Source organism: Lacimicrobium alkaliphilum (assembly GCF_001466725.1).
Taxonomy (GTDB): domain Bacteria; phylum Pseudomonadota; class Gammaproteobacteria; order Enterobacterales; family Alteromonadaceae; genus Lacimicrobium; species Lacimicrobium alkaliphilum_B.
The window spans coordinates 630,354-651,982 of the sequence record NZ_CP013650.1 but is presented as its reverse complement, the minus strand read 5'-3'; the positions used below and the strand labels follow the sequence as shown (position 1 = coordinate 651,982).

General features: G+C 50.2%; 23 protein-coding genes. 14 read left to right on the top strand and 9 right to left on the bottom strand.

Going from position 1 to position 21,629, the window contains the following annotated elements; genetic code table 11:
* Positions 1–4 precede the first annotated feature (4 nt).
* Positions 5–1,330 (bottom strand): MFS transporter, encoded by a 1,326-nt coding sequence (locus tag AT746_RS03130; protein ID WP_062476299.1) that lies wholly within the window; start codon positions 1,328–1,330, stop codon positions 5–7.
* Between the two features lie 24 nt (positions 1,331–1,354).
* Positions 1,355–1,780 carry a CBS domain-containing protein gene (locus AT746_RS03125; RefSeq protein ID WP_062476296.1) on the bottom strand — a complete coding sequence of 142 codons (426 nt, stop codon included), beginning with the start codon at positions 1,778–1,780 and terminating at the stop codon, positions 1,355–1,357.
* Between the two features lie 167 nt (positions 1,781–1,947).
* Between AT746_RS03125 and AT746_RS03120 the strand changes: the two genes are divergently transcribed.
* Positions 1,948–2,319 (top strand): hypothetical protein, encoded by a 372-nt coding sequence (locus AT746_RS03120; RefSeq protein WP_062476293.1) that lies wholly within the window; start codon positions 1,948–1,950, stop codon positions 2,317–2,319.
* A 106-nt stretch (positions 2,320–2,425) separates the two neighbouring features.
* Positions 2,426–2,998, top strand: coding sequence for a DUF2726 domain-containing protein (locus tag AT746_RS03115; RefSeq protein ID WP_062476289.1), 573 nt, complete (start codon positions 2,426–2,428; stop codon positions 2,996–2,998).
* 88 nt (positions 2,999–3,086) lie between these two features.
* Here the strand turns inward: AT746_RS03115 and AT746_RS03110 are convergent, their stop codons facing one another.
* Positions 3,087–3,689 carry a PEP-CTERM sorting domain-containing protein gene (locus tag AT746_RS03110; protein WP_062476285.1) on the bottom strand — a complete coding sequence of 201 codons (603 nt, stop codon included), beginning with the start codon at positions 3,687–3,689 and terminating at the stop codon, positions 3,087–3,089.
* 275 nt (positions 3,690–3,964) lie between these two features.
* Between AT746_RS03110 and AT746_RS03105 the strand changes: the two genes are divergently transcribed.
* The 10 genes from AT746_RS03105 to AT746_RS03060 all read left to right on the top strand — a co-directional run bounded on the left by AT746_RS03105 (position 3,965) and on the right by AT746_RS03060 (position 12,341).
* Positions 3,965–4,663, top strand: a complete 699-nt coding sequence (locus tag AT746_RS03105; protein ID WP_062476281.1) for a 5'-methylthioadenosine/adenosylhomocysteine nucleosidase — start codon at positions 3,965–3,967, stop codon at positions 4,661–4,663.
* Positions 4,660–5,622: a cobalamin biosynthesis protein CobD/CbiB gene (locus AT746_RS03100; protein WP_062476279.1), complete on the top strand. Its 963-nt coding sequence runs from the start codon at positions 4,660–4,662 to the stop codon at positions 5,620–5,622. Before AT746_RS03105 ends, AT746_RS03100 begins: the two co-directional genes overlap by 4 nt.
* Entirely contained in the window at positions 5,619–6,434 is an 816-nt protein-coding gene (locus AT746_RS03095; protein WP_062476276.1) for a cobalamin-binding protein, read from the top strand. Before AT746_RS03100 ends, AT746_RS03095 begins: the two co-directional genes overlap by 4 nt.
* Before the next feature lie 115 nt (positions 6,435–6,549).
* Positions 6,550–7,554, top strand: a complete 1,005-nt coding sequence (locus tag AT746_RS03090) for an adenosine kinase (RefSeq protein WP_062476273.1) — start codon at positions 6,550–6,552, stop codon at positions 7,552–7,554.
* Positions 7,555–7,563: 9 nt separating this feature from the next.
* Positions 7,564–8,955, top strand: coding sequence for an adenosylhomocysteinase (gene ahcY / locus AT746_RS03085; protein ID WP_062476270.1), 1,392 nt, complete (start codon positions 7,564–7,566; stop codon positions 8,953–8,955).
* A 226-nt stretch (positions 8,956–9,181) separates the two neighbouring features.
* Entirely contained in the window at positions 9,182–9,571 is a 390-nt protein-coding gene (locus AT746_RS03080) for a rhodanese-like domain-containing protein (RefSeq protein ID WP_062476267.1), read from the top strand.
* A complete protein-coding gene (locus AT746_RS03075; protein ID WP_062476264.1) occupies positions 9,564–10,007 on the top strand; it encodes a hypothetical protein in 444 nt (147 codons plus the stop codon). Before AT746_RS03080 ends, AT746_RS03075 begins: the two co-directional genes overlap by 8 nt.
* Before the next feature lie 3 nt (positions 10,008–10,010).
* On the top strand, positions 10,011–10,403 hold the full coding sequence (locus AT746_RS03070; RefSeq protein ID WP_062476260.1) for a DUF2721 domain-containing protein: 393 nt from the start codon (positions 10,011–10,013) through the stop codon (positions 10,401–10,403).
* Positions 10,404–10,416: 13 nt separating this feature from the next.
* Positions 10,417–10,983, top strand: coding sequence for a GNAT family N-acetyltransferase (locus AT746_RS03065; protein ID WP_062476257.1), 567 nt, complete (start codon positions 10,417–10,419; stop codon positions 10,981–10,983).
* Between the two features lie 8 nt (positions 10,984–10,991).
* Positions 10,992–12,341 carry an NAD(P)/FAD-dependent oxidoreductase gene (locus tag AT746_RS03060; RefSeq protein ID WP_062476254.1) on the top strand — a complete coding sequence of 450 codons (1,350 nt, stop codon included), beginning with the start codon at positions 10,992–10,994 and terminating at the stop codon, positions 12,339–12,341.
* A 130-nt stretch (positions 12,342–12,471) separates the two neighbouring features.
* On the opposite strand, the gene AT746_RS03055 is transcribed toward AT746_RS03060, so the two are convergent.
* From AT746_RS03055 to tyrS, 3 genes are all read right to left on the bottom strand, one after another.
* Positions 12,472–13,218 carry a complement resistance protein TraT gene (locus AT746_RS03055; protein WP_062476251.1) on the bottom strand — a complete coding sequence of 249 codons (747 nt, stop codon included), beginning with the start codon at positions 13,216–13,218 and terminating at the stop codon, positions 12,472–12,474.
* 46 nt (positions 13,219–13,264) lie between these two features.
* A complete protein-coding gene (locus AT746_RS03050) occupies positions 13,265–13,597 on the bottom strand; it encodes a hypothetical protein (protein ID WP_062476248.1) in 333 nt (110 codons plus the stop codon).
* A gap of 236 nt (positions 13,598–13,833) precedes the next feature.
* On the bottom strand, positions 13,834–15,033 hold the full coding sequence (gene tyrS / locus AT746_RS03045; RefSeq protein ID WP_062476244.1) for a tyrosine--tRNA ligase: 1,200 nt from the start codon (positions 15,031–15,033) through the stop codon (positions 13,834–13,836).
* 280 nt (positions 15,034–15,313) lie between these two features.
* Between tyrS and AT746_RS03040 the strand changes: the two genes are divergently transcribed.
* Positions 15,314–16,600: a peptidoglycan DD-metalloendopeptidase family protein gene (locus tag AT746_RS03040; RefSeq protein ID WP_062476241.1), complete on the top strand. Its 1,287-nt coding sequence runs from the start codon at positions 15,314–15,316 to the stop codon at positions 16,598–16,600.
* Positions 16,601–16,618: 18 nt separating this feature from the next.
* Positions 16,619–17,104: an Lrp/AsnC family transcriptional regulator gene (locus AT746_RS03035; protein ID WP_062476238.1), complete on the top strand. Its 486-nt coding sequence runs from the start codon at positions 16,619–16,621 to the stop codon at positions 17,102–17,104.
* On the opposite strand, the gene AT746_RS03030 is transcribed toward AT746_RS03035, so the two are convergent.
* The 3 genes from AT746_RS03030 to AT746_RS03020 form a co-directional block, all read right to left on the bottom strand.
* Positions 17,090–17,509, bottom strand: a complete 420-nt coding sequence (locus AT746_RS03030) for an SRPBCC family protein (RefSeq protein WP_062476236.1) — start codon at positions 17,507–17,509, stop codon at positions 17,090–17,092. The genes AT746_RS03035 and AT746_RS03030 overlap by 15 nt on opposite strands.
* Before the next feature lie 78 nt (positions 17,510–17,587).
* Positions 17,588–19,381 carry a trans-sulfuration enzyme family protein gene (locus tag AT746_RS03025; protein WP_062476233.1) on the bottom strand — a complete coding sequence of 598 codons (1,794 nt, stop codon included), beginning with the start codon at positions 19,379–19,381 and terminating at the stop codon, positions 17,588–17,590.
* A 173-nt stretch (positions 19,382–19,554) separates the two neighbouring features.
* Positions 19,555–21,384, bottom strand: coding sequence for a S8 family serine peptidase (locus AT746_RS03020; RefSeq protein ID WP_062476230.1), 1,830 nt, complete (start codon positions 21,382–21,384; stop codon positions 19,555–19,557).
* Between the last annotated feature and the right edge of the window lie 245 nt (positions 21,385–21,629).

Sequence of the window (21,629 nt, the reverse complement as noted above, 5' to 3'; positions counted from 1 at the left end):
GCTGTCACTCCCGCCAGCTATCGGCGGCGTCACTGCCGCGCTGCTCATTAATGGGTATTACGCTGATAATGGCCAGCACAAACAGCAGTAAACAGAAAACAATCGCATCGGCCAGACCAAAGGCCCATTGCATCAGCCCCAGCCCCAGCATGCCGAATACGGCGGCCAGCTTGCTGGCCATACTCCAGAAACCGAAGAATTCTGCGGCTTTACCCTGGGGTGTCAGCACCCCAACCAGAGCGCGGCCCGCCGACTGAGATGAGCCCAGACTGAGCCCGGCCAGCAAACCGGCAAATAAAAACACATACTGGGCCTGCCAGTTAACCCCAAACCACGTCTGGCATAATTCGGTGAGCAGCGGCGTCTGCCAGATCGCCAGTATGGCCACCAGCCACAGTATCAGGGTAACAATATAAGTGACCCTGGCTCCGATTTTACTTTGCAAAAAACCAAAGCCCACGGCGCCTATAGCGGCGGTGATCTGCACTATCACAAACATCAGTACCCGCACGTTTTCATCCCAGCGGATCACCTGCGCACCATAAATAAAAGAAAAGGCAATAATGATATAAACCCCGGCCATGGCGAAGAACACGGAGATCAACAACAAGCGCAAGTCGCCAAAGTGGTGAATTGCCGCCCAGGTGCCTTTTAGTCGCTGCCAGCCCATTTTTACCAGGGTACTGCCTGGCGGTGGCGTACGTTTTTGCCCGCGCTCCTGTAACCAGGCAAAAGTGGGAATAGCCGCTAACAGGAAAAATACTGCCGCAAAAGGCCCGACCCAGCGTATGGTCTGGTAGTTTTCTGCCGACACTTCGCCTAAAAAAAACAGCGCAAAGGCGGTAGCCACCAACCCGCCGATATAACCCAAACTCCAGCCCAGACCGGAAATCCAGCCCAGCGCCTTGCGAGGACCTAAATCAGTGAGGAAGCTGGCGATAAATCCCTCACCAATGGAATAGGCAAAGTTAGAGATAATGACGAGCAACATGGCTGGCCAAATCCAGCCAGGTTCAACCCAGTAGAGCATGGCGGTACTGACAATCGTCAGCAGGTAGCTGGCAAACAAAAAGCCTTTGCGACTGGCAGAGTAGTCCATCACCGCCCCGCATAAGGGATTCGCCACCACTACCATCATGTAACTGATCGCCAGAGCAATGCTCCACAACAGATTACCCATACGATAATCTGGCCCGTCAGCTACAATCACCCGGGTGAACAGATCCCCGTAAATCACCGTGATAATCAGCAGAGTGTAAGCCTGGTTGGCAAAATCAAACATCGACCAGCCAAAGATCTCCCGCTTCGGAGCCAGCCGGGTCACGCTCATAGCATTGCCCTTAAATACATAACCTTATCCCTGTTCACGACGATTCTTACCTTGAGCCAACAGTCGCAGAATATCCCGCCAGCTGATAATGCCGACGGGCTGTTTATGCTCATTCACCACAGGAATACAGGAAATCTTCTGCTGCAGGAATAGATCAATGGCATCATATACGCTCTTATCAGGCTGCAATGTCCACAGCTGCCGGCTCATAATCTGATGTACTTTCTTATTCAGGGTGGCTGTATCCCTGATGGTCTCAGATGCCGTTCCCAGATTAGGGCTGAGCGCCTTAAACAGGTCGCGGTCAGAGACTATACCCACCAACACCTTATTTTCCACCACCAACAGATGATGAAACGCCGCCGCCTGGAAAATACGCTGTACCTCAGCCAGGCTGGTATCCGGCCCCACTGTTGCCAGCCTGTTGGTAAGAAATTTTTTCAGACTCATTCAAACACTCCTTTATACCGGCGGGTGTGATGCCATACCTAACAGAACCCGGGCATTATTGCCCGAGGCACCACCAACACCTATAGTATATCAATCCTCTGTGACAACAGACTCCCTGGTGATGGTTCTGTTATCCGGCAAGCTCAGTTTTATCAAAAGGTTATGGCATGAAAGTAATGCAAAAACAATTATCAACTCTGATTCTAACAGGGCTGGCAGCAGCCCTGATGTTGCTGAGCCCTGGTGCCATGGCCCAGTCTGAATGCCCCGAGCACTTTCGCACTATCCCGCTGACCGGGGACGCCAGATTCTGTCAGCAATTTGACGATAAACTGCCCGCTACCCTTAGTTTTCATTCCATTGTTTCACCCGATGCGGCGCTTAGCTTTTACCTTGAGCAATTCAGCGATGTACAGCAAACCGCCATTAAAGGACGCCAGGTATTGCAAGCGCCCGGCGGGGATTGGGTGTTAGTGATATCAGCCGATGGCGAAGGCAGCCAGATAGATATCCTGGTCAAGAAGAGTGGTGAGGAGTGAGGTAAAGAAAAGAGCAACACAGAGTCGCACTGGCACTGTTTTTGCAGTTCTTCCGGTAACCTAATCAGGCGTCAAAAGCTTGTTATGCAACATACCGGAGTGATAAATGGAACTGACATTAATTTTACTGATGATCTTGATAGTGATAGGCGTAGCTGCTGTTAAGCTCAATGGTGAAACCCTGGCCTTTCCTTTTAAAAAACGTACCAACCTGTTTACTCCCGTTGAACGCTCTTTTCTGGATATGCTGGAAAAAGCCATAGGTGATCAATATCGCGTCATCTGTCGGGTAAAGCTCAGTGATGTGGTAGCGTTGCGCCAGGGAACCGACAAAAAAACCGCCCGTAGTGCCATGTCAAGAGCTGGCAGCCGGCACCTGGATTTTGTACTTTGTGACCGCGAAGACTTAAGCCCTGTCGTGGCTATCGATCTGGTCAGCCCCAAAGGTAAAGAAGGGTACAAGGGCCAGCGTGACTGGTTCGTCAGCAGTACCCTGGACGCGGCCCGCATCCCTCACCTGCGGATTAAAATCAAATCCGGCTACAGCAAAGAAGAAATCCGCAACTGTATTGAGGCCAAACTGGCACCGGTCAGGTATAAAGAGCCTGCCAAGCCGCTGATTCAGGGTACCAATAAAAGTCAGGATAAACCCGGTATGCGCAGACCTGTTACGGCCTGATTATATATCCCAAAGTTGTTACTGTTTAAAAAGCACAAAAAAAAAGCGACTCGCCGAGTCGCTTTTTTTATTGTGCGAATACTCAGAACTAAACCCGGCGACGTAAACCCATGCCGACAAGCACCAGGCCTAACAAAGCTAACGTTGAAGGCTCAGGAATCGCCTGCGCATCAGCAGCAAACAAACGAACATGTGCATCTCCGCCTGCGTGACCACCAGATACCGGCGCGGCAAAGTTTGTGAAATTAGGGTTCTGGACAATGGATGTCAGGCCATTCTGTGTATTCCCCGTTGTATCAAAGGCCCAGAGTCCGCCAACATTTGCTATTGCACCAATGTCGTAGGAGTTCCCGGCTAACAGGGTAAAGGAAAACAGCCCGGAAGTTTTCCATGTCATTCCGTCATCCACAAAAGATTGAGCACCAGAGTCAAAAAGCAGTGCATGAGAGTCGTGGTCAAAAATCAAAAAGCGTAAATCGCCATCCGCATTCAGGTCATTCTTTACCGCGATCTGATTAATAGTTGTATCAACAGATACGCTGATAAGCGCGCCAGGAGAGGATTCGGCTGAACGGTTGCTTGACTGTTGTGACGGATCGGCATTATCAAATATAAGTGCGGCGTTCGCCGTTGAGGCGATGGTCAACAATAGTGCGACGAATAGTGACTTAAATACTACAGCTTTATGCATTTGAAACTTCCCGTAAGTTAATAAAATATATCTTGTCCATCAAGCCATATTCATGCCAGTCTATAACTATTTGTTTTTTATGAATTTAAATATGATTTTCAATAATCCTCTACAGCAAACGTAAAGTATACTGACAGTGGTGTAGGTTAATTTTTCATCATTGATAATGACAAGCTAAACAAAAGCAGGAATAAGCAGCACTGATATTAGTAGTTGGCCTGTCCTGCGGCTATCAGTACACTATCCCCTATTCGCCATGTTAGAGCTGCGCAGTAATGAAAATCGCAATTCTGGGTGCCATGGATCAGGAAGTGGCACTGCTTAAACAAACCATGAAAAACGTTACCCACTCCCGTTATGGTCATCTTGATTTCTATGATGGCACCTTGCACGGGGTGGAAGTCATTGTCGTTAAATGCGGCATTGGCAAAGTAGCCGCCTCCATCGCCACCACCATTATGATCGACCGCTTCGCCCCAAATTATGTAGTGAATACGGGCTCGGCCGGTGGTTTCGACACCAGCCTGAATATTGGCGATGTCGTGATTGCCTCCCATGTGCAACACCATGACGTGGACGTCACTCATTTCGGTTATGAACTGGGTCAGGTATATGGCATGCCCGCCCGCTATGCCTGTGATCCGGCTCTGATTGCGGCGGCTGAGCACGCTGCCAAAGATGTGCTGCACCTGAATTGTAAAAAAGGGCTGATCTGTACCGGTGATTCCTTTATCGGTTGCGATGAGGCTGCGGGCAGATTGCGTAACCTTATTCCCGATATGTGCGCGGTGGAAATGGAAGGCGCCGCCATCGGCCAGACCGCTTACATGCTCGACACCCCTTTTCTGGTGATCCGCTCGCTATCGGATATTGCCGGTAAAACCTCATCGGTATCTTTCGGCCAGTATCTGGACAAGGCGGCAAAAAACTCCGCCAGCCTGGTAATGGACATGATAAAAACTCTGGCCAGATGATCACCTGGCTGTTTTCTGAACCCCTTTTACAACCTCTGTGGGTGATGCTGCTGGCCATACTGATTGAACGGCTGTGGTTATGGCCGGTGGCGTATCATCCGCTCAGCTTCTTTCGCCTGCTGGCCAGTCGCATGGCCGACAAGGTCAATCGCCGCGGCACAGACTCTGTTTATCAACAGCGTCTCTCCGGCACTCTGGCACCACTGGTGCTGCTGGCCCCCATACTGATCTGTATTGGCCTGTTTATTACACTGGCCGAATACCCGGTATTTTTTGATGGCATCCTGCTGCTGATGGCGATCTATTTCAAACCTGTGCTGCAAAACCTTAAACGGGCGGAAAATGCGCTTAAAAATAATAAAAAAGCCCTGGCCAGGGATCTTGGCGCCACATTACTTTTGCGCCAGACAGATAGCCTCTCTCCCATGGGCCTGAGCAAGGCCCTCACAGAAACCACCTTGCTGCGCTTTTTCTATCAGTTTTGCACCCCGCTGTTCTGGTATTTTATTGGCGGCGGATTAGCCGCGCTAAGCTACAGAATACTCTATGAGTTCAGCCAGGCCTGGAACACACGCCAGCCCCGCTTTCGTTATTTCGGTCAGCCCGTGGGGATGATTGTTACGGCACTTCAGATGCTGCCGGTGTACCTGGCATTGTCCACCCTGATGCTGGCTGAGAATATCTCCGGCGCCCTTGCCGGGCGCAGATCCCTCACCAGAGGCAGCTGTTTTCACAGCCGCATTCTGGCACTGGCCGGTGGCGCCTTAAAGCTGCAATTGGGCGGCCCGGCATACTATGGCGGACAAAAGCGTCGTACACCGAAATGTGGTGGCAACCGATTACCGCAAATCGGGGATATTCGCCGGGCAAGGCTGGCCACGCACAAGTGCACGGCGATCCTGCTATGCCTGATACTGCTACTCAGCGTCGGCCTGTTTGCCCTGAAGGTAGGTCAATGAAAAAAACACTATCAGCCTTGCTATACCTGTTTATATCAGTCGCGTGGGCTGAGGTGCCCCAGCGGATCGTCAGTCTTGCGCCTCATACTACCGAGTTGATCTATTCCCTTAAAGCCGATGACCGTCTGCTGGCGGTCAGTGATTACAGCGATTATCCCGAGGCCGCCAAAGTCTTACCCCGCATCGCCAGCTATCAGGGCGTCAACTTCGAGGCTCTGGTAAAACTGCAGCCGGATCTGGTACTGGTCTGGCAGGGCGGCAATAAACCTCAGGATATCCAGAGGATCAGAGCGCTGGGGTATAAGCTGTTTATCTCAAGCCCTCAGCAACCGGCCGATATTGCCGATGAAGTGGAAGCTCTGGGCGAATTACTTGGCCAGCGCACCCTGGCCAGAAAACTGGCACAACAACATCGCCAGGCTCTGCAAGAGATCTCAGAACGCTATGAGCAAACAACACCGCTTAAGGTGTTCTACTATATGCATCCCAAGCCGCTGATGAGTATCGGAAGCGGTGCCTGGGCCAATCACCTGCTTGAGTTGTGTAACAGCACCAATATTTTCGCCGATGCGATCAATGATTATCCGGAAGTCACCATGGAAGAAGTGATTAAACGCCAGCCTCAGGCCATCGTTGCCGCACAGCATCAGGAAATGCCACAAATTAAAGGTTTCTGGCAGCCCTGGCTGCCAATGCTGAGGCTGAATAAAGACGATATCATCAGGGTCGATCCTGACAGGTTGCATCGATTTTCATTGCGCCTGAGTGATGGTGCAGAAGCAATGTGCCAACATCTGCACACACTCAGATGAACCAGAACATAAATTCATCTGTATATATCAGCCTGTACACCTGTTGCCCAATAGCCAGGGCCCTGTTTTGTCATGTACAATCCGCCCTTTGATTTTTTAACAGATAGCTAAATTAATGTCAGAATACGATGTAGTGGCGCTGGGCAATGCCCTGGTGGATAAAGAGTTTCAGGTCAGTGATGCTTTTCTCGCCGAGCAGGGCATTGAAAAAGGAGTCATGACGCTGGTAGACAGAGAGGCGCAGCTGAAATTACTGGAGGCTCTCTATCAGCACTGTGATCTGAGAAAACTTGCCGGAGGTGGTTCTGCGGTAAACTCTATGGTGACGGCGGCACAGTTTGGCAGCAAAGTATTCTGCTGCTGCAAGGTGGGTGATGACGAGCTGGGCCAGTTCTATCGTCAGGATCTGGCTGATGCCGGGGTCGATAACCGCTTAAAAGAGCAAGCCACAAAAGGTGATACCGGACGCTGTGTGGTGATGATTACCCCGGATACTGAGCGTACCATGTGTACATTTCTTGGGGTCACCACAGACTTCTCGGTTGCTGAACTGCATGCATCAGAGCTGAGAAAAGCCCGCTACCTGTATATCGAAGGGCACCTGGTATATTCAGATACGGCAGTAGAAGCCATACTTGAAGCGAAGCGCATCGCCCGAGAGGCAGGGGTAAAAGTGGCGCTGACCTTCTCCGATCCGGCAGTGGTAAAATATGCCCGCGAAAACCTGGAGAAGGTTATCGGTGATGATGGTGTTGACCTGCTGTTTTGCAATAAGGACGAAGTGATCGATTATTCCGATAATCAGGATCTGGATACCGGTATTGGCAAACTCAGACAAATCGCTGAACTGATCGTGGTCACCCATGGCAAACATGGCGCCCGTATTTATAATGGTGCTGAGGATTATCTGCCAGTGATGCCGTACAAGGTCAAGGCGGTAGATGCCACAGGTGCAGGTGATACCTTTGCCGGCGCCTTTTTACATGCGATTACGCAGGGCATGAACTTGCAGCAGGCCGGCGATCTCGCCAGCCGCGCCGCATCCGAATGCGTTGCCAGTTTTGGCCCGAGGCTGCCTTTTCAGTTGCAACGGGATATTCTGGAAGAATTCAATCAATAGAGGATCACTATGCAATACGACAATATGACAGTAAAAAGTGGTGACTATAAAGTAGCGGATCTGGCGCTGGCAGAATGGGGCCGTAAAGAACTGACCATTGCCGAGAGCGAGATGCCCGCACTGATGGCCATTCGTGAAAAGTACAGCGCCGAAAAGCCTCTTGCCGGTGCCCGCATCCTCGGTTGTATTCATATGACCATTCAGACAGGTGTGCTGATTGAGACGCTGCTGGCATTAGGTGCAGAAGTACGCTGGTCTTCCTGTAATATTTTTTCTACGCAGGATCATGCCGCCGCCGCCATGGTTGCCGCTGGTGTGCCGGTGTTTGCCTGGAAAGGCGAAACCGAAGAAGAGTACGACTGGTGCCTGGAGCAGACTATTCTCAAAGACGGCCAGCCCTGGAACGCCAGCATGGTGCTTGATGATGGAGGCGATCTGACAGCCATGCTGCATCAAAAGTACCCGCAAGTGCTGGAAAACGTGCATGGCATTACCGAAGAGACCACCACCGGCGTTCACCGCCTGCAGGAAATGCTCAAAGCCGGGACACTGAAAGTGCCGGCCATCAACGTCAATGATGCGGTAACCAAATCCAAAAATGACAATAAATACGGCTGCCGACACAGCCTGAACGACGCTATCAAGCGGGCCACGGACCATCTGCTGGCCGGCAAAAAAGCGCTGGTCATAGGCTATGGCGATGTGGGTAAAGGTTCGGCCTTGTCATTGCGTCAGGAAGGCATGATTGTAAGGATCAGCGAGATCGACCCTATCTGTGCCATGCAGGCCTGTATGGATGGCTTCGAAGTGGTATCCCCGTATAACGATGGTATCAATACCGGCAAGGTTGAAGACATCAACAAGCCCCTGTTACAAAGCACTGACCTGCTGGTAACGACCACAGGCAATGTGAATGTCTGTGATGCCAGCATGCTGCAAAGCCTCAAAGCTGGCGCCGTGGTGTGCAACATTGGCCACTTCGATAATGAAATCGATACCGCCTTTATGCGTAAAAACTGGCAATGGGATGAGATTAAACCTCAGGTACACAAGATTCTGCGCAGCGATGATCCCCATGACAATCTGCTGTTATTGTCAGAGGGTCGGCTGGTGAACCTGGGTAATGCCACAGGTCACCCATCACGGATCATGGACGGCTCCTTTGCGAACCAGGTTATGGCTCAGCTTCACCTGTTTAAACAGGGCTTCGCCAGTATGAGTGACGCTGAAAAGAACAATGCCATGCGGGTTGAGGTCTTGCCTAAGCAACTGGATGAAGAAGTGGCCCGTTATATGGTGCAGGGCTTTGGTGGTGTGGTGACTAAAATGACTCAACAGCAGGCCGATTACATTCATGTGCCTGTAGAGGGCCCTTACAAAGACGACAGTTACAGATACTGATGTAACTGTGGATGAGTCTGCATCTGATTTAGACCGCCTTGATGGCGGTCTTTTTCTAATAGCTGAACACAGAGCAAATAACAGGTTTAACCAACAATCGCGTTGCAAAAGACCTTTAAATCCACTTGGATCGGTCATTTACTCCTATGTTTAGGCGCTACCTATTTACTCAACAGCCCGGTAGACGTACCATCAAAGCATCAGACAGAATAAGGCCTTACAGGTTATGAAATTCTTATTGTTTTCCCTGCTGCTATTGCTGGCTTCCCCTGGTTGGGCCCTGCCTCCTGAGCAAACCACCGCCCCTGAGCAACTGACACCAGAACAGGTAAAGCACAACGCTGAAAATTTTCATATCCTCGATGTACGCAGTAGTGAGGAGTATGCCGAAGGCCATGTACCCGGCGCGGTAAATATTCCCCATGACAGCATTCAGGCTAAAATATCATCCTTACCGCAAGACAAAGACGCACCTGTGGTGCTTTATTGCCGCACTGGTCGCAGAGCCGGATTAGCGGCCACAGAACTGGAAAGCATGGGTTATGACAATCTGTTTTTGATGCAAGGCGATATGCCTGGCTGGACAGAAAAAGGATTCGACATCAGCCATGACTGAACCGGTGAGCAGAAAAGATAAATATGGCAGCTACAAACTGCAATGTCATAACCACCGGCACGGCAAAGTGGTCAAGGCAACCTTCGTCGGCGCGCTCGGCTCGGGCCTGGCCCGCCACTATAAGAATGACTTGCTGAAACTGGCAGCTAAAATCGCTCCTCAGCCCTGGGCCTACATAGCAGATTGTACTGAGTACCAGGCCTCAATTCCGGAGGCCGCTGAGTACTTGCGTCAGGCATACGAAGGGGCATTAAAATCCGGCTGTGTCGGCGACGCCTACTGCATCAGCTCTGCAATGGGGATTGCCCAACTGGCAAAAATTCGTCACCAGTGCGGCATTGACAGCGCAATAGATGAACGCATTTATCCTTCAGTGCAGGAAGCCGAAGCCGCGGCGCTGGGTCTGTTAGAAAACCTTCCTTCCTGCTCCTCTTAAACTATGGATATTACCCTGACTACCCCGGCTATGCTGTTTCCAGCGATTTCCTTGCTGCTGCTGGCTTATACCAACAGATTTGTGACTCTGGCCTCCATTATCCGTAACTTTAAAGATGACAGTGACAGCACCCATAAACAAGTCACTAACCTGCGTAAACGCATTCAACTGATTAAACGTATGCAGGAAGGCGGCGCCGCCAGTTTCTTTCTGTGCGTACTGTCCATGCTTGCCATCTATCTGCAATACCAGAGTGTCGGCAGTTGGATCTTCGCCGGCAGCCTGGTGCTATTGCTATGGTCTTTGTGGCTGTCTGTGCTGGAAATCCGCATTTCAGTAGAAGCCCTTGATGTGCATCTGGACAGCGTTAATATTCAGGTCAAAAAAACCAAATAACTACAGACAAAAAATGAAAAATATTGATTATCGGGAATTACAGCCCGAACACTTTGAACGTCTCTTGCTCCTCGCCAACACCGTGCATGGCGATAATTATATGGACCCTGCGGCGCTGGAAGCATACTGGCACGCAGGTTTTACTAATCAGATAAACGCCAGTTGGGTAGCTCTGGACGGTGACAAACTGGTAGGTTTTCGTCTGACCCTGGCGGCCGGAAACTGGCAGCCGGATAAATGGTGTTCACCTGAGTTATGGCCCATTCCTGCCACCGAAGTGTGTTATTTCAAATGCAACACCGTAGATGCTGACTACCGGGCTTACGGCATCGGCTCGAAAATGCTTAAGCTATCGGTACAAAATGCCGGGAAACAGGGTGCCCGTGGTGGCCTGGCTCATATCTGGATGGCCAGTCCCGGCAACAGCGCCTTTAAATACTTCTCAAAGTGTGGTGGAGAACTGGTCAAAGAGCATCCGGGTAAATGGCTGGAAAATGTCATCAATGACGGTTATGACTGCCCGGTTTGCGACACAGGCTGTGACTGTGTCGCTGCAGAGATGTTACTGCGCTTTGACTGACCGCCGCCATGTATGATCCCCTGACCTCGTCTTCACCGGGTATCGGCGAACCCTATCCACAAAGCTACTGGGCGTCGGAAATACAGGCGCCGGCGCCCAATCCGCTTGAAGGACATATCAACACACCTGTGGCCATTATCGGCGCCGGATACACAGGTTTGTCCTGTGCTTACCATCTGGCTATAGAACACAACATCCCATCGATAGTATTGGAAGCGAATCAGATTGGCTGGGGCTGCAGTGGCCGCAATGCAGGGTTTGTGCTGAATGGCACGGGGCGACTTTCCTGGCCGCAGATTCAGAAAAAATGGGGCGAGCAGACTGCCGCCCGGATCTATGCCGAGTATCGAGCAGGCATCAATACTGTCAGCGAGCTGATCGAACAAGGCAATATTGATTGCGATAAAAGCACCGGCGGATACCTGAAAGTTGCGCACAAGGCCTCTCTGGTCAATGGCCTTGAGCAACAGGCGGAGTTATTGCAAAAGCAATTTCAGGATCCGGTTCACTTTATTCATGCCCGCACATTGCAACAACAGTACCTGCATAGCCAGGAAGCTTATGGTGCCCTGTTGTTTCCCTATTGTTTTGGCGTACAGCCGTTAAAACTGGCGATGGGCTATGCCAGCCTGGCTGAAGCTCAGGGAGTGAGCCTTTGTTCTCATTCTCCGGTCAGGCAATGGCAAAACCAACAAGGTAAACATTTACTGACCACACCAGGCGGCACAATTAAAGCCGACAGGGTGGTAATCGCCACCAATGGCTACACGCCGCGACAGTTTAACGGCGCAGTGGATAATCGCCACTTTCCGGTACTCTCCAGTGTGATTGTCACCGAGCCTCTGACTGAACAGCAGCTTGAGGCCTGTGGCCTTAAACCCGGCCTGATGGTGATGGACACCCGGGCACTCAAGTACTATTACCGGTTGCTGCCTGACAATCGTATTCTGTTTGGTGGCCGCGGAGCCATTCGCGGTAAAGACGCCGGACACCTTGTTTATCGGCAACGGCTGCTGAATGCACTGTTACAGAGCTTCCCACAATTGAAGGGCTTGCAAGCTGAGCATTTCTGGAGTGGCTGGGTCAGTGTCTCGCTGGATGATTACCCGCGTATCTGCAAGGCGGACGATACCGGCTCAGTGTATTACAGCATGGGCTATTGTGGCTCCGGCGTATCCTTTTCCACTCAGGCGGGCAAACGACTGGCGCAGTTGGTGGCAGGTGATCACAGCCTGCCTGATCTACCCTTTTTTGATTCACCCTTACCAAAGTTTCCACTGGCAAGTGCAAGACGCCTGGGCCTGTGGGCCTTTTATCACTGGGGCAGGTTAAAAGACAATACCAGTCTTTTTGGGTAATAATACTGAAGGCCTGATACACCGAAACGCCTGAAGGGTGTTTGAGTAGCTTCAGAAGCGGGAGTTTTAAAAGCTATAGCGCATAAAAAACCGGTGCTCAGGGCACCGGTTTTTTTAACCCAGCTCAGGATCAGAAGAAAGACGCCATCGCGTAGGCCGTCTTATCAAACATCATCGGCTGCGCTTCTGCCAGCTCAAGATTTGCCTTGTTAGCCGTTGTCACTACGCGAGTCCGGTATTCTTTCAGATTACTGGCTTCAGAATAGGTTGTGGTGGTGGCGCCATCATCAGAGATTTTCGCATTCACTTTGGAATCCTTTCTGACAATCACACCTTTCTTAGCCCGCTCCTGAATCTGAATATCTGCCACCAGCAGATAAGTGACATCTTTAACAAACGCATTCGCTGCAGTAGACACCAGACCACCAACCAGCCCAGCTGCTGCTGCACCACGATAACTGCCGCCAGTAGCATAAGAGGCCGCGGCTCCCACAGCTACTCCCTCATAACCACTACGCAGGGCATTCTCTGCCGCGGAAGGAGAGGCCTTTTCCAACTGACGCACAAATACACTCATAGTGTACTGTGCCTCTTCAGGATCCTCGGTAAAAGTGTATCCATTACCGCTCTGACCAATCTGATTATGCAGCGCAGTCCGGAACGCATTGCGATCAAATTCCATCACCGCACTTCTGACCTCAAGATAAATTTTACGTTTCTCTTTAGGCACAGGGTCAACAAAAATAGAGGTGCTCAGTTTAGTCTGAACATCCAGATCTTTCTTGGCAATGGAGGTGTGCATGGCAGCACAACCTGTCAGCCCCAACATGACCATCCCAAGCATAAAAATTTTGAAGGTGTGCATCCATTTTTTCATTTTAATACCCTAATTATCAACATCTTACATTTTCAAAACTGACGTTCTAGTAATACCGGCCATAGTAGCGGTAGTAATAGCGACAATTTCTGTATTCAGTCCAGTTATAACGAAGTAAATCCCGGCAGGTGTAACCAGGGCGCCAGTGTTGCCCCTGATACTCCTTGGGTTTGACATTTTGCTTAAGCATACTTTCAATATACTTATCTACCTCTTCCGGCTTCTCAGCCAGAAAGGGTTTTGACATGACTTCCGCATTCATCTGAGCCTGCGCTTTGGCAAGCGCATCATCCTCATCCTCGGCTAAAGCAGAAGCCGACAATAAGATCCCAGACAAAACGAAAAGCGGCTTGAGACAAGCCAAAGGCGAGCGTCGCATATCCCAACTCCTTGTTTATCCGAATTTATCCCTACTACAAAACGGGAACAGCATGAAAAAAATACACCTTGATTGCCGATTTCACAAGGAGTTTTTGAGGATCACGAGGATTTTATTAAGACCGGAAAAATGAACACTGTTCAGAACAGTTGTCACTGAATATAAACTCAGGCAGTTACATAAACAAAAAATTATACCTCCGCCAATTATGGCGGAGGTAACAACTTATAGCGTTATCAGCAAAGGCTTATGCGGGCAAATTTTCGCTTACCCACCTGATAGACCGCCTGTCCTTTCTCCGTCAACACCAGTTTGGTGTCGGAGACTTTTTCACCATCTATCTTTACCGCACTTTGCTTGATCATGCGCACCGCTTCCGAAGTAGAGCCAACCAAATCCGCCTGTTTGAGCAGGTTGCCGATGGCGATACCCTCTTGCGGCATGACAATATCCAATTCTGGCATCTCATCAGGTATGGCGTTTTTCGAGAAACGCCGGGTAAAGTCAGCATGAGCCGCTTCAGCGGCCTGCGCATCATGGAAGCGCTCAATAATCTCTTTGGCGAGCTGAATTTTGATATCTCTGGGATTTGCGCCTTGTGCCACCTGCTGTTTAAGTTCTGCGATGTCCTCAACCGGCCTGAAGCTGAGCAAATCATAGTAGCGCCACATCAGTTCATCAGATATTGACATGATCTTGCCGAACATCTCGGTGGGGTTATCTGTGATGCCGATATAATTGCCCAGAGATTTAGACATCTTCTGCACACCATCAAGACCTTCGAGCAGAGGCATCATCAGTACTGTCTGTGGCGTTTGTCCTTCGTCTTTTTGCAGCTCACGGCCCATCAAAAGATTAAAGCGCTGGTCTGTACCGCCCAGCTCGACATCGGCTTGCAGGGCTACAGAATCCCAGCCCTGTACCAAAGGATAGAGAAATTCATGGATAGCAATAGGCTGACCGCTGGCATAGCGCTTTTTGAAGTCATCCCGCTCCAGCATTCTGGCCACGGTCTGACGGGCCGCCAGCTTAATCATGCCCGCGGCGCCCACTTCGTTCATCCATTCAGAGTTAAAGCGAATGCGGGTTTTCTGTGGATCAAGAATCTTAAAGACCTGTTGTTTATAGGTTTCAGCATTGGCCAGCACTTCTTCCCGGGTCAGAGGTTTACGGGTAACATTCTTACCTGTGGGGTCACCAATCATGCCGGTGAAATCACCAATCAGAAAGGTTACTTCGTGGCCGAGTTGCTGAAATGCACGCAGCTTATTGATAAGTACAGTGTGTCCCAAATGCAGATCCGGCGCGGTGGGGTCGAAGCCCGCCTTGATTTGCAAAGGCCTGCCCAGTCTGAGCTTTTCTGCCAGTTCCTCTTCAATCAGGATTTCTTCTGCCCCCCGCTTGATTTCTGCCAGTGCACTTTGCCAGTCATTCATCTGTATTTCTCTTCACTACCCGCTAAAAATAAGTCGGCCATTCTATCCTGTCGCATCCCGACACACAATTTATGATCAGCCATCTGACAACCACCCCGGCGCAACTTATGCAGACACCTGGCCACATTGAGACTGTTAATGTATACCTATGCACCGGCGCGGGAGTAGAAATTCTGCGCAGAAGCAGATATTCTGCAACCTGACATTATTCAGAACTATTGTTCTGTTATTCTGTCAGATAGTTTTGTTGTGTGAGCCGTCATCTGAGAGGTTGCTGTAGGTGGTAAAACAAACCATAAAACAACTGCCAAAACCCCATAAGCTGTTGATACTATCATTGGCGCTGGTTGGTATAGTGCTGTCCGTTGTTCCATCGGAGCAGGCAAGCGCGTCCCGTCATACCGCAGAGCTGGAACCCGGTAAGCGTTATCCGCTGGAATTGCAACTGGATGACACTGGCCTCAGCATAGCCCGTGAAGAGGGCCCGAGCTGGTCCAAATATCAGGTCAAACGGGGTGACAATCTGGCCAGAATATTTGATCGCGCCGGTCTGACACCACAGGAAACCTATCAGGTAAGCCGGGCTGGCAAGGCAGCAAAGAAACTTCTGAAAATGATGCCTGGTGACGAATTGCAACTGGCGAAAGATGACCAGGGCCGATTTCTAGCTCTTAGCTATGCCTACTCCCCCACTGAGTCAGTGCGAATCGACAAAAATGACGACAATGAAATTATCAGTCGTATCGAATCACGCCCGGTTGACACCCGCCTTGGTTATGCCAGTGGCACGATTAACAGCAGCTTCTGGCATGCCGGTGTCGCCGCAGGCTTAAGTGAAGCACAGATTATGAACCTGGCCGGCATCTTTGGCTGGGATATTGACTTTGCGCTGGAACTGCGCGCCGGTGACAATTTCAATCTGGTCTTTGAAGAAGAATATATTGATGGTGAATTCATCGGCAAAGGCCGGATCCTTGCCGCAGAGTTCACGAATCGCGGTGAAACCTTTAAAGCAATACGCTACGAAGACGGCAACTACTATACCCCTGAAGGCAGAAGCATGCGCAAAAGCTTTTTACGTGCGCCGGTGAACTTCAAATACATCAGTTCCAGTTTCAACCCCAAACGTCTGCATCCGGTTTTAAAAAGTGTGCGCCCACATAATGGTATTGATTACGCGGCCAGCACAGGCACTCCGGTTATGGCTGCGGGTGATGGTAAGGTAATTGCCGCATCGTATAATCGCTACAATGGTAATTATGTCTTTATCCAGCATGGCGAGAAATACACCACCAAATACCTGCACTTCACCAGGCGGGCGGTTAAAAAAGGGCAAAGCGTTAAGCAGGGCCAGATCATAGGCTATGTTGGTGCCACAGGTCTGGCTTCAGGGCCCCATCTGCATTACGAATTTCTGGTCAACGGTACCCACCGCAATCCCCGCACAGTAGAACTGCCAAAGGCTGAGCCTATTGCCAGCAGTGAAAAAGTGAAATTCGCTGCTATTGCACAGGAGTATATGGGCTACCTGGACACCAACAGACGTATCATGTTGGCAATGAACTAACAGGAAAGGAAACATTGCATGCGTGCGTTGGATAACACGGATCTGCAAATACTGGCGAACCTTTTCAGGGATGCCCGTCTGTCAAATAAAGACCTCGCAAAGCTGGTGGGGCTGGCGCCCTCTTCCTGCCTGGAGCGCGTAAAACGACTACAGAACGATGGGGTGATCCAGGGCAGTACCCTGAAACTCAATATGAACGCTCTTGGCGCCCATATTCAGGCGATGATCGCTGTGCGCCTCTCCAACCACAACAGAGAAACTGTCGAGAACTTTATGCAGGCGGTACAACCGGCCTCTGAAGTACTCAGCCTCTATCATCTGGGCGGTGAAAATGACCTGCTGATTCACGTTACCGTAGTGGATACACAGCATCTGAGAGACTTTGTGTTCAACACCATTACCGCCCGCAATGAAGTCAGCCATGTCGAGACGGCACTGGTGTATGACTTCAGACTCAGTGACACCATGCCGAAGTTCGTACTGACAACCTCAGAGGGTAAGTAGGGAAAGCTTCTCCAGGCTGGCAATCCAGTGTGCCTGATAATGCTCCTGCATCGCCTGATCAGGAAGTTCACTATGCACCAGAGTCAGGGATGAGGTTGAGTCATTTAAGCGTTCAAATGTCAGCCGAACCTGACTGACAGGCTCTTGTTCATCTACCTGCCAGGTAAACACCAGATACCGGTTTTCCTCAATTTGAAGGTATTCGCCGGTGATCAGATACTGCTGGTAATCGGGATCCTGCATTACCATGCGGTACTTACCACCCACGCTAAAGCTGGACATGGCCTGGGTCAGGATCATCTCACCGGGGGCAAACCACTGCAATAACAGCTCTGGCTTGTACCAGGCTTGATACAGAGCTTCAACAGGGGCATCAAACTTAATTTCCAGTTTTACTTCATGCATAAGTCTTTTCCGTTATAACTGCTGCCCCTGTATCGGCAACAAGGATAAATACCTGATACCCATCCATCCGGATTACTTTTACTCTGCCAGAAGGTCTACCATACTTGCGCTGGAGCCATAGTGCTGGCGGCACACTTCGGTGCTGATCTGTAAATACAGGGCATCAATCTCTTCCCCGGCCATAAACTTATCACTGAAGCCCGGACGTATCGGATCGATATGCATTCTGGCTGAGTGGATAAAGTGCGCAATCAGCTCTTTAATACTCTCGGTGCCCACTGCAATCCGCATAGTGGTCAGATAGATACCGGCCGCATGCTGGTCCTTCTCAGACAGCTCAGAGTGAGAGGTCAGTGCCGGGCACAAAATAATAGTATTGTTCTGACCGATAGAAACCTGATGACTGAAACCCGGCTCCAGGGCATCGAAGAAACGCACAAACGTATCTCTGTCCAGCGCCGCATTTTCCATATCCACCGTAAACAGCGCACATGGCCAGCCATGACGGTGCTGCTTCTCACGAAGGCCTGCATTAGTATGTTCGGGCAGCGCATGACTGTTAACGTTAAAATCAGGATGAGCCGCCAGCACCCGGGTCAGAACCTGAGTATTGATGACTTTATTCATCACCCTCTGCTCAAGGGTTTTCATACCGTTGAGCACATCGAAGGCCTTCTCAGAATCCAGAAACGCGCCTTTAATATAGAACACATCCCAGAACATGGTCTTTGACCAGTCCAGCCCGTTCGCCTTATCGCCTTTGGGCTGGAACATACGCCAGGTCTCGCCAATCACAACACCGGCTGTGGTGGCTCCGCTGCCACAGATATCTTTGGTATAGCTGTGGATCACGTAATCGGGCCGCTCTGCCTTATCTTCACGTTGCAGGGGCTGGCTCAAAATCGGCGTTGCCAGGGTGGCATCCAGCATCACCAGATGATTCTCTTCATGAGCTATACGACAAATGCCGGGTACATCCAGTACATAACCATGAGGGTTACAGGGTGACTCAATATAAACATGCAGCTCACTGCCCTGATTCAGACGCTGTGCATGACGTTGTTTAACCCTGGCTAAAAACTCGCTGAAGCTCTGTTCATCGTAACCGTCAAACCACTCAAGCTGGATATCCATACGGTTACTGCGGGCAAAATAATCCTGCAACAACTGGAACACACCACCGTAGACGTTACGTGACACCACCAGTACATCACCATGGCTGAGTACATTGGACAGCACGCCATCGATGGCCGCCATTCCCGAGTTGAAATTCCAGGCCAGGTAGTCGGCTGAATACTTGCCGGCCTCCAGGTCGACGATGGCATTTGCCAGAGAAATGGCAGTAGGGTTAAGCAATCTTGAATAGATCTGATGGGTAAATTCCTTACCCTGAAACGCATCATCTATCCATTCGGTACAGGCATACACATAGGTGGCAGTGCGCACGATCACCGGTGTGGCCGAAAACAGCGCCGTCACATTATCAAATAGGGGATAGTGGCTCTTGACCAGATGTGAACCATGTTGTTTGTGCAGACTCTGATGCACTGCCCTGAACGGATTCTGCAGCGTATCCAGAATCTTCGCCAACTGGAACGACAGAAACTTTTTCGCATTAAAGCGGGCAATCTTGTCTTCATGACTGAGGCTATTCAGGGTTTTTGTGGTCACCGCCCAAAGCTGACTGACATCGACCTGCGCCTGATATAAGTGCAAGGCCGTATCGTATAACGCCTTACCATAATCCGTCCGTGCATCAATACCAAAGTGCTTCAGCTGCTCAGCGGCTAAAGCCTCCATACTTGAAGATTCTGAGGTGTTGCGGCGCGGAGAGAGGATCTTGGCCTGATCAATTTGCTCTTTGGTATACATTAAAACAACCCGTACATGTGATGATTTAATGCAGGTTATACCGAATATTATTCTATAACAAAGCGGTTTGGCTGATATTTTTTAACATCAGAGCAAAGTATTCTTTACTCCTGGTTTAATCAAAACACAAAAAAAGCGGGCCTGAGCCCGCTTTCAGGTCGTCACAGGGAAATCTAGAAGACTACCGTGATTATCTCAGAACAAACTGTGGTTCCGGCTTCACAGATCTGATAGTCGTATACCGCGCCACCTTTATTGCCGGTTGCATCAGTAAAACTACCACTGTTGGAAGTGGTGGTAAGTTGTGCACCATTGCGGAAGATATCCACATTGGTGCTGCCTGCACCAGACCAGCTCAGATCGATATAGTGCGTGCCCTTAACTTTATATCCGGATGCGCCTAACTGGATATCAGCAGTACCGCCGTCACCGCCATCTCCACCGTCACCACCATCATTGCCACCGGCACAACCGTTGGCAGTCAGATAGTTATGGGCATCCAAAGCATTAACAATACCATAGCCAAAGAACTCATCTTTACCTGCGGCACCGGCATCCATTGCGGTTGCCTTAAGTGCTTCACGGATTTCAGTTCCTGTACACTGAGGATGATTAGACCATACCAGTGCTGCCATTCCCGATACGCCTGGCGTAGCCATAGACGTGCCGCTCATATAGCCATAGTCACTGACTGAGATATTGATCTCAGCGGCAGAGGCAGACAGTAGCGCGCTTCTGTCTTCCTGAGCAGCGCCTACAGCCGGAATACTGGTGCTGTTGGTATCACCCAGTGTGCCGTACAGCATACCCGGTTCATTGTTGATAATAATCGCACCGACACCACCCGAGTTCTCACAGTTCGCCACTTTGTCATGGAAACTGATAACACCCCGGTCAATCATACAGACCATGCCATTGGCACCGGCATCAGTGGACTCGGCCGTACCCATAAAATAGGCACCGGCACTGGCGTAACCGGTGTTTTCCATCGCCGAAGTCGCATAGGCAACATTATCGGCACTCATGCTGGCAATTGAAGCACCACCTGAGGGATAAGTTGAAAGGGTATTCACACCACCGGCTGTGACTTCAACACAGATAGTTTCATCTGTTGTGGCATTCTTTCCTCGTCCACTGCTGCAACTGGGGTATTGAGAGAAGTCCGCAATATTGTTGTCTGCGTCGTTAGCACCGATCATCATTACCGAAGAGTAACCGGCAGGATAGGAGCGGGTTGTATTGCCGTCGTTACCGGCCGCTGCAACCACCAGGCCACCGGCATCGGTAAAGGCATTGAAGGCATTTTCTTCGGTGCTGTTAGCACCACCGCCACCTAAGCTCATGCTGATAATTTCAGCACCAGCCTGGCTACATTTATTCGCCGCATGGGCCAGATCTGAGGAGTAACCCCAACCGGCGTCATTGAACACCTTGATAATATGCAGGGGGTTACCCGGCGCCATACCCACTACACCATAGCTGTTATCGGCGGCAGCAATAGTACCGGCAACATGAGTACCATGGGGGCCGCCGTCACGGAACCAGTCTCCGGTGCCTGAATCGCTGTCACCAGTGATACTGTTCCAGTCAAAGTCAGGATTATAACCACCGGTTTCACCAGTTTCTCTGGCGATACCAGAATCGATCACACAGACCTTTTTGGCATTGTTAAGTTGCAGTGCAACCTGATCAGCCTGTGACTGATACACGGCGTAAGGCGTCAGTTGCTCCACTTCCGGATTACCGGGATCATCATTGAACAGCGCCATAGGCTTACGGATATGGTCCTCTTCAATCAATGTCACGTGAGGATTATTCAGAACGCCGCGAACCTGATCCAGGCTCTTACCTGCGAAGGTCACGGCGATAAAACCATCTGAGTCCACTTCAATCTGACCACCGAGCTGTTTGCTCAGTGCTTTAACAATTCCTTTGCCGGCATTATCTACCTGGATAATATAACGATCATTGGCCGCCTGGGCCGAGGCTGTACCCAATGCCATTAATGTGGCGGCTACCACGGGTTTTAGTATTCTTGTTTTCACTTCTACCACCTTCAACAATTTATTATAGGAACGCACTTAATTCAGAATAATTTATTTTTATTGAATTATATTCTGAATAAGACCTTAAGGCCGACCAAAAATCGACCAGGTGGCAACCAATCTAAATGTTACAGAATGTAATTTCAATCGGTTTTGGCGATATTTTTTGTCTTTGAGAGCGATAAATTGCAGAAAAACGGAGA